General features: G+C 49.6%; 14 protein-coding genes. 2 read left to right on the top strand and 12 right to left on the bottom strand.

Translation table 11 applies throughout. From position 1 onward, the window contains the following. Window positions 1–36: 36 nt before the first annotated feature. From cysA to HV237_RS07320, 6 genes are all read right to left on the bottom strand, one after another. Window positions 37–1,134 carry a sulfate/thiosulfate ABC transporter ATP-binding protein CysA gene (gene cysA / locus HV237_RS07345; protein WP_016153931.1) on the bottom strand — a complete coding sequence of 366 codons (1,098 nt, stop codon included), beginning with the start codon at window positions 1,132–1,134 and terminating at the stop codon, window positions 37–39. Next, a complete protein-coding gene (cysW, locus tag HV237_RS07340; protein ID WP_016153932.1) occupies window positions 1,124–1,999 on the bottom strand; it encodes a sulfate/thiosulfate ABC transporter permease CysW in 876 nt (291 codons plus the stop codon). The genes cysA and cysW overlap by 11 nt, the downstream gene beginning before the upstream one ends. Further along, on the bottom strand, window positions 1,999–2,832 hold the full coding sequence (gene cysT / locus HV237_RS07335; protein WP_003038061.1) for a sulfate/thiosulfate ABC transporter permease CysT: 834 nt from the start codon (window positions 2,830–2,832) through the stop codon (window positions 1,999–2,001). The genes cysW and cysT overlap by 1 nt, the downstream gene beginning before the upstream one ends. Continuing rightward, entirely contained in the window at window positions 2,833–3,849 is a 1,017-nt protein-coding gene (locus tag HV237_RS07330; RefSeq protein ID WP_047358217.1) for a sulfate ABC transporter substrate-binding protein, read from the bottom strand. Window positions 3,850–4,005: 156 nt separating this feature from the next. Further along, entirely contained in the window at window positions 4,006–4,797 is a 792-nt protein-coding gene (gene ucpA, locus HV237_RS07325) for an SDR family oxidoreductase UcpA (protein WP_016153934.1), read from the bottom strand. A 174-nt stretch (window positions 4,798–4,971) separates the two neighbouring features. Beyond that, window positions 4,972–5,628 carry an FCD domain-containing protein gene (locus HV237_RS07320; protein ID WP_016153935.1) on the bottom strand — a complete coding sequence of 219 codons (657 nt, stop codon included), beginning with the start codon at window positions 5,626–5,628 and terminating at the stop codon, window positions 4,972–4,974. 144 nt (window positions 5,629–5,772) lie between these two features. Here HV237_RS07320 and HV237_RS07315 point away from each other — a divergent pair, with 144 nt between their 5' ends. Further along, window positions 5,773–7,089 carry an anaerobic C4-dicarboxylate transporter family protein gene (locus HV237_RS07315; protein WP_016153936.1) on the top strand — a complete coding sequence of 439 codons (1,317 nt, stop codon included), beginning with the start codon at window positions 5,773–5,775 and terminating at the stop codon, window positions 7,087–7,089. Window positions 7,090–7,210: 121 nt separating this feature from the next. Here HV237_RS07315 and HV237_RS07310 read toward each other — a convergent pair whose 3' ends face one another. From HV237_RS07310 to HV237_RS07285, 6 genes are all read right to left on the bottom strand, one after another. Beyond that, window positions 7,211–8,527 (bottom strand): anaerobic C4-dicarboxylate transporter family protein, encoded by a 1,317-nt coding sequence (locus HV237_RS07310; protein ID WP_016153937.1) that lies wholly within the window; start codon window positions 8,525–8,527, stop codon window positions 7,211–7,213. 62 nt (window positions 8,528–8,589) lie between these two features. Continuing rightward, the gene (gene argH / locus HV237_RS07305; RefSeq protein ID WP_019077352.1) at window positions 8,590–9,966 is read right to left on the bottom strand and encodes an argininosuccinate lyase; all 1,377 of its coding nucleotides are present in this window, start codon (window positions 9,964–9,966) and stop codon (window positions 8,590–8,592) included. A 456-nt stretch (window positions 9,967–10,422) separates the two neighbouring features. Continuing rightward, complete coding sequence (gene yfeX / locus HV237_RS07300) at window positions 10,423–11,322, bottom strand: porphyrinogen peroxidase (protein WP_047358218.1); 900 nt, start codon at window positions 11,320–11,322, stop codon at window positions 10,423–10,425. Window positions 11,323–11,416: 94 nt separating this feature from the next. After that, a complete protein-coding gene (locus HV237_RS07295) occupies window positions 11,417–11,992 on the bottom strand; it encodes an RpoE-regulated lipoprotein (protein WP_016153940.1) in 576 nt (191 codons plus the stop codon). 59 nt (window positions 11,993–12,051) lie between these two features. Next, window positions 12,052–12,501: a DUF2919 domain-containing protein gene (locus tag HV237_RS07290; RefSeq protein WP_016157098.1), complete on the bottom strand. Its 450-nt coding sequence runs from the start codon at window positions 12,499–12,501 to the stop codon at window positions 12,052–12,054. Further along, the gene (locus HV237_RS07285) at window positions 12,488–12,913 is read right to left on the bottom strand and encodes a GNAT family acetyltransferase (protein ID WP_003038048.1); all 426 of its coding nucleotides are present in this window, start codon (window positions 12,911–12,913) and stop codon (window positions 12,488–12,490) included. The genes HV237_RS07290 and HV237_RS07285 overlap by 14 nt, the downstream gene beginning before the upstream one ends. A gap of 211 nt (window positions 12,914–13,124) precedes the next feature. On the opposite strand from HV237_RS07285, the gene amiA reads away from it, so the two are divergent. Next, window positions 13,125–13,994 carry an N-acetylmuramoyl-L-alanine amidase AmiA gene (gene amiA / locus HV237_RS07280; protein WP_016153942.1) on the top strand — a complete coding sequence of 290 codons (870 nt, stop codon included), beginning with the start codon at window positions 13,125–13,127 and terminating at the stop codon, window positions 13,992–13,994. Window position 13,995 lies beyond the last annotated feature (1 nt).

Raw genomic sequence — 13,995 nt, 5'->3', positions numbered from 1 at the left:
CAGCGCCACCGGATGATAACTATACGAATTAACCTATCAGGCACTTTGCGCCAGGGCAAGTTCCTCTTCACGCGTTTCAATACGCTGGTCGCCATTATACAAACGCGCATTTTGCAGCCCAACAAACAGACGTTCGCCGCGGTTCGGGGAATCATCGCCCTGCATAATCACCGTCAGCGGTTCGTTATACCACCCCAAGGGTTGCACAACTAATTGGGTGTAGTGTCCTTTCGGGCTGGCTTCCAGCACCTGTACCGGCAACGGCGAATCCAGACTGGTACGACGGCTGACGTCCACTTCCCACGGACGCAGGAACAGATCCACCGGGCCCTGATAGCCAGGCGTATAGCCCAGCGGCCAGCGATGTGCGCCCACGTGGAATTGTCCACCGCGAATCGTCCCTTGCAGGCGGTTAACTTCACCCATAAATTCCAGGACAAAACGGGTAGCCGGTTCGCGCCATACCTGATCGGGCGCATCGGCCTGCTCGATATGACCCTGGCTCATTACCACCACGCGGTCTGCGACTTCCGTCGCTTCTTCCTGATCGTGGGTAACAAACACGCTGGTGAACTTCAGCTCTTCATGCAACTGACGTAGCCAGCGACGCAGTTCTTTACGCACCTGAGCATCGAGCGCGCCAAACGGCTCGTCGAGCAACAAGATCTGCGGCTCTACCGCCAGCGCACGCGCCAACGCCACGCGCTGCTTTTGCCCACCGGAGAGCTGTGCCGGGAAACGGTCCGCCAGATGAGCCAGTTGAACCATCTCCAGCAGTTTGGTCACTTTTGCTTTGATCGTCGCCGCATTCGGGCGCTCACGCCGTGGCAGAACAGTCAGACCAAAAGCGATATTGTCGAAAACGGTCATATGACGAAACAGCGCATAGTGCTGAAACACGAACCCCACCTTACGGTCGCGGGCGTGCAAACGGCTGACGTCAGTGCCGTGGAAACGGATATGCCCGCTGGACTGATGCTCCAGCCCGGCGATGATGCGCAGCAGCGTGGTTTTGCCCGATCCAGAAGGCCCCAACAGGGCGACCATCTGACCTGAAGGAATATCCAGCGAGATATCGTTCAGCACCTGGGTGCGACCAAAAGACTTCTTAATATTGGCAATCTCAATGCTCATGATTTTCCTCCTGCTGCGCGCGTTTCTCCTGGTTTTCCAGGCGCCATTGCAACATGCTCTTCAAAAACAAGGTAATAATCGCCATCAGCGTTAATAGCGCCGCGGCGGTAAAGGAGCCGACTGTGTTGTAGTCCTGCTCCAGTAATTCAATCTGTAGCGGCAAAGACAAGGTTTCACCGCGAATCGAGCCAGAAACCACCGATACCGCGCCGAACTCGCCAATCGCACGGGCGTTGGTCAGCACCACACCGTACAGCAATGCCCAACGGATATTCGGCAGCGTAACGCGACGGAACATTTGCCAGCCGGATGCGCCAAGCAGAACCGCCGCCTCATCTTCATGGCTGCCCTGGCTTAACATCACCGGCACCAGTTCGCGCACCACAAACGGACAGGTCACGAACACCGTCACCAGCACCATTCCCGGCCAGGCAAACATAATTTGCAGGTTATGTTCATCCAGCCATCCGCCAAGCGGGCCGTTAGAGCCGTAAAACAGCAGATAGACCAGGCCAGCGACCACTGGTGAAACGGCAAATGGAATATCCAGTAATGTGAGCAACAACTGGCGTCCAGGGAAGTTAAAGCGGGTCACCAGCCAGGCCAGTAACACGCCAAACACCAGGTTCACCGGCACCGCAATCAGCGCAATCAGCACCGTCAGCCAGATGGCGTGCAGCATGTCCGGATCAGCCAGGTTGTGTAATACCGGCATCAACCCCTTGCTGAACGCCTGCACGAAGATGTAAACCATCGGCACCAGCAAAATAAAGGCGGATACCAGCATGCCCGTGCCGATCAGAAACCATTTCCCCCAGTTGATGCGGGGTGCGCCATAACGTTTCAATTGGGTAATGTCTGCCATCAGTGACCTACCACGCGTCGACCAAAGCGACTTTGCAGGGTGTTAATTGAAAACAGCAGCAGCAACGAAGCCCCGAGGATCACAGATGCAATCGCGCTGGCGGCCGGGTAGTCAAACTCCTGCAAACGAACAAAAATCATCAGCGAGGTCACTTCCGTTTTCCATGCGATGTTTCCGGCGATAAAGATAACCGCGCCAAACTCACCGAGGCTGCGGGTAAACGAGAGCGCAACGCCCGCGACTAGCGCGGGAGACAGCTCCGGCAGTACCACTTTACGAAAGCTCTGCCAGCGCGTAGCGCCGAGCGTTTCCGCCGCTTCTTCATACTCCGGACCTAACTCTTCCAGCACCGGCTGCACGGTACGCACCACGAATGGAATGCTGGTAAAAGCCATCGCCACCGCAATGCCAAGCCAGGTGTAAGTCACTTTAATATCCAGCTTCGCCAGCCACTCGCCGTAGAAACCATTGACCGAAAAAAGCGATGCCAGCGTCAGACCTGCTACCGCCGTAGGCAGCGCAAACGGCAGATCCATCAGCGCATCCAGCAGCGTACGGCCCGGAAAGCGATAGCGGGTTAAGATCCACGCCATCAGCAAACCAAACACGCCGTTAAAAATCGACGCCACAAACGCCGACAGCAGCGTCACTTTATAAGCCGCCACCACCTGCGGGTTGGTAATCACATCCCAGTATTGCGCCCAGCTCATTTGCGCCAATTGCATCACCAGCGCGCTAAGCGGCAGCAGCAAAATCAGGCAGACAAACAGTAAGCTGGTGCCCAAACTTAAGGTAAAGCCGGGCAGCACGCGTCGGGAAGAAACAGCAAACATTTACTTACGCCCCGCCGCCAACAGTTTGTCCAACTCACCGCCGCTGACAAAGTGCGTTTTCATTACCTCAGGCCACGAGCCAAACCTGTCTTCCACGCGGAAAAGTTCGGTCTGCGGGAATTTATCCTGCAGTTTGTCCATCACCTGCGGGTTATTCACGCGGTAGTAGAAATCGGTAATGATGGTTTGCGCCTGCGGGCTATACAGCCAGTTCAGGTAAGCTTTTGCCGCTTTTTCAGTACCGTTAGCCTGCACATTTTTATCTACCCAGGCCACCGGGAACTCCGCCAGAATGTTGACCTTCGGCACTACCACTTCGAAGCCCTGGTCTTCATACTGTTTACGGATGTTGTTCACTTCTGATTCAAAGGTGATCAGCACATCGCCCAGGCCGCGTTCCACGAATGTGGTGGTTGCCCCGCGACCGCCGGTATCAAACACTTCCACGTTTTTCAGAAACTGGGTCATGAACTGTTCAGTTTTGGCTTTATCCCCACCATCCGCTTTATCTGCCGCGCCCCACGCAGCCAGATAGGTATAACGCGCGTTACCGGAGGTTTTCGGATTCGGGAAAATCAGTTTCACGTCCGGGCGAACCAGGTCGTTCCATTCGTGGATATTCTTCGGGTTACCCTTACGCACCAAAAATGCCATGGTGGAATAGAATGGCGAACTGTTATTCGGTAGACGGCTTTGCCAGTCGGTCGGGATCAGCTTGCCTTTGTCATGCAGGATCTGTACATCGGTCACCTGGTTATAGGTCACCACATCGGCTTTCAGCCCCTGCAGAATCGCCAGCGCCTGTTTTGATGACCCGGCATGAGATTGTTTAATCGTCAGTTTGTCACCGCCGTTATCCTTCGCCCATTGCTGTTCAAACGGCGGGTTAAGGGCGGCAAACAGCTCGCGAGAGACATCGTATGAACTGTTCAGCAGCTCCGTTGCCTGCGCCTGACCCACCAGCAACAGCATTGCTGCCAGCGTCAGGGTTCTTTTTTTCAGTAAGTTAACGGCCATTGCGCACCCTTATAAATTTAATGACTTTCTTATGGTCATCATATTTATAACCAGTGCTAAAGGAGTAACGGTTTTATATACCGTTTGATGATTTGAAAGTTGAAAAGAGAATAAGGGTACCTCCTCCCCAGCGCACGGGGAGGAGACCGGCATCAATCAGACGCCGACGCTAACGCTTTCAGGCAGGGTGCTGCCACCATCAATCACGTTTTGCGTGCCAGTCAAGTAACTGGACTCATCCGACGCCAGGAATGCCGCCAGTTCACCAACCTCAAGTGGGCAGGCCAAGCGGCGCATCGGGATCGCTTTTGCCATTTCGACTAATACGGATTCAGGATCCTCCGGATTAGACTGACGAGCGATATTTTCCGCCATCGGCGTACGAACGTAGCCCGGGCAAATGGCATTAACGCGAATGCCGGACTGCGCGTATTCCACCGCCAGAGATTTGGTCAAACCGATGATTGCGGCTTTCGACAGCGCGTAGGCCGTTTCGCCCGGATCGGCAACCATATCGCCGGTCACAGAGGACATCATCACGATGCGCCCGTCTTTGCGCGCAATCATCTCCGGCAGAACGGCTTTCGTCACGTTCCAGACGCCTTTAATGTTGATATCAATGTGGAAATCGCGATCTTCATCGCTCATATCAAGGAAGTTGCCGAGGCGACATACGCCCGCATTGTTGACCAGAATATCGATTTTGCCTTCAATCTTCTTCGCGCGTTTTACCGCTTCCGTGACCGACGCAAAATCTCTGACGTCAGCGTGTACGGCGGTGCAACGGTGCCCGCGCCCAGCCAACTCATCCGCCAGTTTTTCAATCTCATCGGAGATATCCAGCAGGATTAAGTTCGCGCCATGGCGGGCAAATGTTCTGGCGATCCCTTCGCCAATACCCTGAGATGCGCCCGTAATCAATGCTGTTTTGCCCGTGAGTTTTCCCATTTCAATATTCTCCTTTTGAATATGAAGCATTCGCTTCATTCACGCAGAAGATACAGCAATAACAAATAAGTGCTGAGGAATAGCTCACTAAATCAGGTTAATCTCATGTAAAAAAAGTCCCCGGCATTGCGGGGACCCAACAGTAAACATGCTCTGACCAGGTTAACAGAAGACTTACAGCCGTTTTTCCAGCAAATGTGCTCTCATCAACTCCGATGCCATCTGCGCATCCCCTTTTTTAATATGAAGCAGTATTTCCCTCTGTTTTGCCGCCGTATCAAGAAAATACTGACGATCGTTCGCAGGTAACGACTCCCTTGTTTTCTCAAAATAAGTAATGAGGACATCAGAGAAAACCTGCAGCACCCGGTTGCCACTCGCCTGTAGCAAGAGCAAATGAAAATCTCTATCGTGACGATCGGCCACCTGGGGGTTATCCGCATTCTCTTCAATAAGCCTTAGCTCATTTTCAAGTTTGGAGAGCATCGCCGGAAAAATTCTACGCGTTGCCAGAGGAATAATCGCGCACTCAATCAGGATCCTTGCCTCTGTAAATTCTGTGATATCAAACCCAGACAAATCAAACTGCATTAACAACTGGTGATTTATGTTGTGCTGTTCCAAATTCTTCAAGACGCTGCCACGACGAGGAGATCGTTCCAACATTCCCATCTGTACCAGTGTGCTGAGCGCCTGACGAACTTTATATCTTGATGTATTAAAACGAACGGCAAGCTCAGTTTCAGTTTCAATGCGACCATCAGCATTGCGGTTAGCATCATCAAGCAGATAATTTTTAATACTTTCAAACAGTTCGTTTTTGTTATCCATAAACACTCTCGGATTAAAGTGCTGCAAAACTGATGAGTATAAATAATCTAATAAGTTAGATTGCTTAATATACTGTTATGGTAAGATTATAGCCCCTATTATTCAAATTATACCAAGCCATTTGTTAATAAAAAGGAATTAATTATGGTGTTATTCGTAACTCAGTTTGCGATAGTACTTATATGTATCGGTATAGGTGGGCGTTTTGGTGGGATTGGCCTGGGGGCTGCTGGCGGGTTAGGACTCGCTATCCTGACTTTTGGTTTTGGACTCCCTCCCGACTCACCTCCTTTCACTGTTATTTCTATTATCCTTGCGGTTATCACTTGCATCACAATCCTCCAGGCGGCTGGCGGGCTTGATTTATTCGTTACGATGGCAGAACGGATCCTCAGAAAGTGGCCGGGCGCGATCACTTTCCTCGGCCCCGCAGTCGCTTACCTTTTTACTGCTATCTGCGGAACAGGATATGTTGCCTTTTCGGTTTATCCAGTCATTGCTGAAATTGCAGCAGATGCCAGGGTACGGCCAGAGAGGGCCATGTCGATGTCAGTAATCGCTGCCAATTTTGGGCTTATTGCCAGCCCGGTCAGTGCGGTCGTTACAGGGACAATTGCTGTCCTTGCTGGATTACATGTCTCTGCTTTAGATATCTTGTTAGTCACCGTTCCCGGAACGTTCCTTGGCTGCGTTGTCGGCTGCCTGTTCGTCTTTAAAAGAGGTCATGAGCTTAAAAATGATCCGGAATTCCAACGCAGGGTTGCTGAAGGTGAGTTTGAATCAGTAAAAGCTGAAGAGCGAACAGCCAATATAGTGACAAAAGAGGCGAAGAGAGGATTGCTGATTTTCCTTACCGGTATCATTCTGGTCGTACTTATGGGTTCAATTCCTGAATTACGTCCTGAGTGGAATAACGGTACCGGAATGGAGCGTATGAGTATCCCTACCACGCTGCAAATAGTTATGCTGACAACAGCATGTATTATTATGATGGTATGTCGAATTTCTCCGTCAAAACTCGATTCAGGTTCTGTTTTTAAAGCTGGTCTTGTGGGTGTTGTCGCCATATTTGGTCTGTCATGGATGATGAACTCCTTTTTTGAGGCATGGCACGAATTATTTAACACGGCTTTCCACGGTTTCCAGAATCCAGTCTTGTTCGGCATTATTGTTTTTGGTCTTTCAGCCGTAATTTATAGCCCCGCAGCGACTGCTGTAGCGCTACTCCCCGCTGGCGTGTTAATGGGATATCCGGCAGAAACCCTGGTCGCCCTGCTCCCGCTGACTTGTGGATCATTCATTATTCCAGGGGGGGCACAGATTGGCTGTGTGGCGTTTGATCGTACCGGGACAACTCGAATTGGCAAGTATGTGGTTAATCACAGCTACATGCTACCTGGTCTTGTCACCGTTGTAGCATCAACTCTTTTTTGCTTCCTTTTTTCCAAAATGCTGATGTAGTGAGAGAGCAATTTAATTGTGGTAAACCTTTTCTTCATGGCATCCTCCCTGAATGAATTCAGAGAGGATGCCTGGTACTCACTTCTGAATAGCACCACTGCAATTTTCCATAGAATGTACTTTACAGAACAACCTGAGCAATGAGATAAGCAAAAATTACCTGAGAGATAACCATCACAAAGCCCGGACGAATATAGCTATGGTTGACAACAAAGCGTCCAATCTTTGTGGTACCTGTTCGATCAAATGCAACACAGCCGATTTGATTTGCTCCAGGTATAATAAAGTCACCACAGGTACAAGCAAAAATAGCGATAAGAAACGGGGCTGGAATACCTAAGGTAACACCGAGTGGCATGATGGCGGCTACCGTCGCCGCCGGGCTCATAATGACCAGCGAGAACAAGAATACAACCACACCAAATAGCATTGGTGCATCATTGACAATGCCACCAAAAACCTTAATCAGTTCTGGCTGATAGGCATCAAAAAACGTCGCCGTCATCCATGAAACACCGAGTATTGCTACCACTCCCATCAAACCTGCACGGAAGACTGAGCCGCTATTCAAGGTACTACTTGGTACTTTACTGACAATCATAATAAACAACGCGGCTGTCAACATGACCATCTGAATAACCATTGGGGTTGACAGTCTTTTTCCATCCCAGGAAGGGAGTAACTCAGTAAAAGAACCTAAAATAAGTACCAGTACCACACCAATCGCAAAGATAACGACACCTTTTTTAGCGCCAGCTGAAGCAACAAATTCTTTTTTCTGCTCAGTATGCATGAACTCATATTCGCCAGCAGCAACTCTCCTCTGGAATTCCGGATCATCCTCCAGCTCTTTTCCGCGTTTATAAACAGAAAAGCTGGTAACAATAGCTGCCATAAAGAATGATGGGAGAGCAATCGTCAGTATTTGCCCAAGGCTAATCCCGGCATATTCATGCAGAATAGCCAGCATCCCCGCGGTTGCCGCACTCATCGGACTGGCAGCAACCGCGACACTGGCCGCAATAACCGTTGCGGACAACGCTCGCTCCGGACGGACCTTTGCTTCAGCAGCTACTTCAGCGACAACCGGATACAAAGAGAAAGCAACGTAAGTAGTCCCACAGAATAACGTAAATATGGAAGTTAATATGGGGGCAACAAAAGTAATTGCCTGTGGTTTTTTACGGAGTAATTTTTCAGCCACGCGCACAAGATAATCAAGCCCACCAGCGGCCTGTAATACGCTGACAGCGCCAATCACACAAATAATAATTAGCATTGCAGTAATAGATGGTGCGGAGGGTTTTAGTCCAAAACCCAGAACTAATATTGCAACACCAAGTCCTCCACCAGCACCCAGCCCCATTCCGCCATAACGCCCGCCTATACCAATACAGGCGAGTACAATAAATAATTGTATAAAAAATAAAGCATCCATTTTTCACCTCAAAGCGTCTCCCGGATATTGCATCCGGGAGATATTAATTACTATGCTCGGGATTAGTTTAAATATGATTTAGCAATTTCGATCTGTTTTTTAACAGCATCAGTCCCTGTGCCACCATAAGACATTCTTGATTTAATACATGCTTCGAGAGATATACTCTCATAAATATCATTTTCGATTTTATCATCAAATGTGTGGAATTCATCCAGAGTAAGCTCTTCCAACATTTTTCTATGTTTTATACAGTAATTAACAGCACTGCCAACAATATGGTGAGCTTCTCTAAAAGGAATGCCTTTACGAACCAGGTAGTCAGCCATATCGGTTGCGTTTGAAAATCCTCTTGCCGCTGCGCTACGAGTATTATCTGAAAGAATAACCATTTTTTCGAGCATCGGCGCCATAATTTTCAGACTGGTCTGTAAGGTATCCATAGAGTCATAGACCTGCTCTTTATCCTCACTCATATCAGTATTATAGGCCAGAGGGATACCTTTCATAATGGTCAACATCGCCATTAGATTTCCGTACATACGCCCCCCTTTACCGCGCATTTTTTCAGCCACGTCGGGGTTTTTCTTCTGTGGCATGATGCTGGAACCGGTACAGAAATCATCTGAAAGCTCAATAAATTTAAAATCCTGACTTGAGAATAAAACCAGTTCTTCTGACAAACGGGTAAGATGCATAAAGCACATAGCAGCGGCGGCAGTGAATTCAACCATATGGTCACGATCGCTGACAGAATCAATACTGTTTTCAGTCGGTTTGTCAAAGCCAAGCTCTTTAGCCGTGAAATCACGATCAATGGGGAAAGTAGTACCGGCAAGGGCTGCTGAACCTAAAGGGCATTCCCCCATGCGTTGATAAAGGTCTGCAAAACGAGTCCAGTCACGGCGTAACATCCAATAATATGCCATTATCCAGTGCGACAGAAGTATAGGCTGACCGGTCTGTAAATGAGTATATCCAGGCATGATCGCATTAATGTTATTTTCAGCTTTGCTGATAATAACTTTTTGTAGATGAACGATATCCTGCTGAATTTCACGAATAGTCGATCTCATGTGCATTTTCGAATCGACAGTCGTCTGGTCATTACGACTGCGGCCGGTATGTAGCTTCCCGCCTACAGGACCAATTATTTCTGTCATACGTCTTTCTATCGCCATATGAATATCTTCATCAACGGTATCAAAAACGAATTGCCCTTCCTCAATCTCTTTATTGACCTGCCTTAACCCGCCAATAATCGCATTCGCTTCATCCTGCGTGATAATCCCCTGACGGCCCAGCATAGTGGCGTGAGCAATACTCCCCTGAATATCAAAAGGGCAGAGACGTTGTTCCAGCATAATTGTCGCATTATAAGATTCGACCAGTTTATTTGTAGGCATATCAAAACGCCCACCCCATAATTTTGTAGACATAAAACCTCCAATGACCCTTTGTTGCAAAATGGTTAAATATAAATTCCGTTATTTTTCGGTCATTTTCAGATTACAAGACAGTCATTTTAATTGTCAACAAATGAAGGCATTAAATCAATTTATATCGGAATTAATTACACTTATCATTTGTTTTATTTTCATAAATTGCATTAAAAAATCCGATCTTCATCACATTTAAATTGTGATTTAATTCAGATATATTCAGAATTTTTAAAGTAATAAATTGGTATTAATAGTTTATTGATTCTAAATAATTCCATTTAATACCGTTGTCATAACCGAGAAACTGGCAGGTAAATAATAATGAACGTGGGAGGTGATTTTTCAGGATGAGCGTCAACGCGAGTGCATCATCAGCATGGCGGACGTTGGGTGATTCGGGGGAGAGCTATATTGTGCCAGATGGCGGCATCAGCGCCATCTGGCATCAAAAAATTACAGGGCCAGCAAACGATCCAGCGATGGCGCGAAATAATAGCCGCCGGTCACCGGTTTAGTGAAACGCAGCATCGCATCGCGCTTGCCGTCAGTGTCGCCAAACATGCTCAGCAGTTGCTGCTCGATGTTGTGCAAACGGGCGCAATAGGCACAGAAATAGAGGCCGTGCGTACCGCTGGCGGTACCGTATGGCAGGCTCTGGCGCACAATTTTCAGTCCTTTACCGTCTTCTTTGAGATCGACGCGGCTCAGGTGAGAAGTAACCGGACGGTCATCACCGTCGATCTCTTCGTTGTCTTCCTTGGTACGCCCAATCATCATTTCCTGGTCATGAATGCTCATGCGGTTAAGCTGCTTCAGGTTATGTTCCCAACGCTGCACAAACACATAGCTGCCACCAGCATCCACGCCATCTTTAATAACCGCGACTTCACGGCGCGTTTCAACGCCTGCCGGGTTTTCCGTTCCGTCAACAAAGCCGCTGAGATCGCGCTCTTCAACCCAACGGAAACCGTGGATCTCTTCTTTGACTTCAATACAGTCGCCAAAGGCTTCCATTGCCGCCTGTGCAACGGAGAAATTCACGTCATGACGCAAAGAGAGAATATGAATCAGCACATCATACTGGGTGGCTGGCGCAAGACCTTTACCGTAAGGGATAAAGTCTTTTAACTCTTCTGCGCCAACGCCGCCGCTCAGTGTACGCCAGGTGTTGTTGCCAAAAGCAACAACCGCGCCCAGATGCGCATCCGGGAACTTCGCTTCAAAGGTCGCCAGCTTATCGGCGAAGGTTTTGCTGGCCCCACGCAGGGCCTCAACGTCGCCTTTAACATTGGCTTCAATCCAAATCGCCGCACGGCAATGTTCTGGCAAAATGCCACTCTGAACCTGAGACATTGTTCCTCCTGAAAAAAAAGATGCCACGACATCGTGGCATTGATGGGCGCTATTCTACCTGTTTTTTTAACAAGCCGATTTGTTCAGACGCAAATTAACGCCGCCAGATAATTTTGCTTACTTTCCATGCTTTCAACGTATCGTCAGACGGCATTAAGCCCTCAGGCCCGCTCCACTCACCGGAAAAGACGTAGCTAATATGTTGACTTCCCTCAGCTTTGCATTCAACGCCCGCGCTGTCATCGCCAGTCGCCTTCTGACAATTACCAAAGGCTTTAGTGTAAAGGTCGCTAAACGGTGTACCGATTTCGACACCCGCAGAAGAGGGAATATCGCTGTCGACTACATCAATACGGCTAATCGTTCCCTGATTGCCATTGATGACCATCGCCAGCTTGTCATCTTTCATCGCTTCATAAAAGCGCACCACATTACCGTTATCGGTCTTCATCCCGCTACGCAGGCGGTAATCACCGTCCAGCGCATCAGCAATGGTTTTTTCATCCAGCGGGGTTGCGCCAGTCAACGCTCCGACGCCCTGCTCAGTGACCTGCGTTGAAGAACCAAACCAGTTCCACGGATTGGCGGCAGACCAGTTCACCGATGACAACGTTGAACACCCGGTCAATAGCAGCGGCATCGCGCATAAAGTCAAACGCAGTGATTTCATTTCACTTCCTTCCTTATTTATCAACGTTGCTTGGAGTCCGGTTTCGCCAAAAAGTGCCGTTATTCTTTCTCGAGGGAAAAACAGGCGCGCAGACGTTGATTAGTTAACAGCCAGATCAGCGCAACGACATCCGCCACCAGCAGCGCCAGCCCGACGCCGTTGACCGGATCGCCTGCCAGCCACATCACCGGCTGCCAGCACAGCAGCACCAGTTGAGCGAGGATCAGTAACCCGCGCAGCCAGCGCCATACCACCGGAAACGCAAAGCGTCGCCCGCTGAGTAAAAATGCCAATACCGCAGGAACGCCGGGAAGCAAACCCAGCCAGAAAGCGTCGTGATCGGGATAAAACAGATTCAGCAGCGTGTTGCCTTGCTCACGGGAAGAACCGGCAATCACAAACAGAACCCAGGTGCGCGCCTGCAGCAGCAGCACGCACCAGAAGAGAAAAGGCAGGCGCAGACGCCCATGAGCGTCATAGTCGGCCGGATGAAACTCAGTACTCTTCATCTTCGATCAAACGCTTGCCCAGATTGAGTACATCCGCATGTTCATAACCCAGACGTTCATACATACCCTGTACGACGTCATTATCGTCACGCACCATGATTTGAATCTTCGGACAACCGCGGGCAATGAGCTTTTTCTCCAGCCGGTTGAGCAGCGCATTGGCAATGCCGCGACCGCGAAACTCAGGATGCACGCCCAGGTAATAGGCCGAGCCGCGATGCCCGTCATATCCGCCCATCACCGTACCGACCACCTCGCCATTCACTTCAGCGACCAGGAACAAGCTGACGTCATGATTGACTTTACGCTCAATGTCCATTTCAGGGTCGTTCCATGGACGCAGCAAATCACAGCGCTCCCAGAGGGTGATCACCTCTTCGAAATCTTCCTGGCGAAAAACGCGTATTTCCATGGTATTGGGTACCTTTTCAGGACGTTAAAAAGCGATTATGGCGCGAACGGCTGATTTAGCCAATATCTGACGCGAAGCGGCGGAAAAAATGGCATAATACGGAATTGTCACGTATTGAAATGAAAAGTAAAACAATTCTTATCCCGATCCGTCGCAACGGACAACGCGATACGATATAACGTTTAGAACCTTTTTTTACAACTCAGGCCGTATGAGCACTTTTAAACCACTAAAAACACTCACATCGCGCCGCCAGGTGTTGAAAGCCGGGCTGGCCGCCCTAACGCTGTCAGGCATGTCGCAAGCCATCGCTAAAGAAGAAGCGCTTAAGACCAGCAATGGACACAGCAAACCGAAAGCGAAAAAAGCCGGCGCTAAGCGCGTTGTTGTCCTTGATCCGGGTCACGGAGGGATTGATACCGGCGCAATTGGTCGCAATGGGTCGAAGGAAAAGCACGTGGTACTGGCGATTGCCAAAAACGTGCGCTCGATTCTACGCAACCAGGGGATTGATGCGCGCCTGACGCGCTCCGGCGATACATTTATTCCGCTTTACGATCGCGTCGAGATCGCTCATAAGCATGGCGCTGACCTGTTCATGTCGATCCACGCCGACGGTTTTACCAATCCGAGCGCTGCAGGTGCGTCGGTCTTTGCGTTGTCCAATCGCGGTGCCAGTAGCGCCATGGCGAAGTATCTGTCCGATCGTGAAAACCGGGCCGATGAAGTGGCCGGGAAGAAGACCACCGATAAAGACCATTTGCTGCAGCAGGTGCTGTTCGATCTGGTGCAAACGGATACCATTAAAAACAGCCTGACGTTAGGCTCGCATATTCTCAAGAAGATCAAGCCGGTACATCGTCTTCACAGTCGCAGCACGGAACAAGCCGCCTTCGTGGTGCTAAAATCACCATCAATTCCGTCGGTACTGGTCGAAACCTCGTTCATTACCAACCCGGAAGAAGAACGTCTGCTAGGCACGGCGGCATTTCGCCAGAAAATCGCCACCGCTATCGCCAATGGCATCATCAGCTATTTCCACTGGTTTGATAACCAGAAAGCACACTCGAAGAAACGTTAAC

The organism is Citrobacter sp. RHBSTW-00570, assembly GCF_013739755.1.
Lineage (GTDB): Bacteria > Pseudomonadota > Gammaproteobacteria > Enterobacterales > Enterobacteriaceae > Citrobacter > Citrobacter braakii.
The sequence above is the reverse complement of the archived record's forward strand: the minus strand, read 5'-3'. Positions and strand labels throughout refer to the sequence as shown.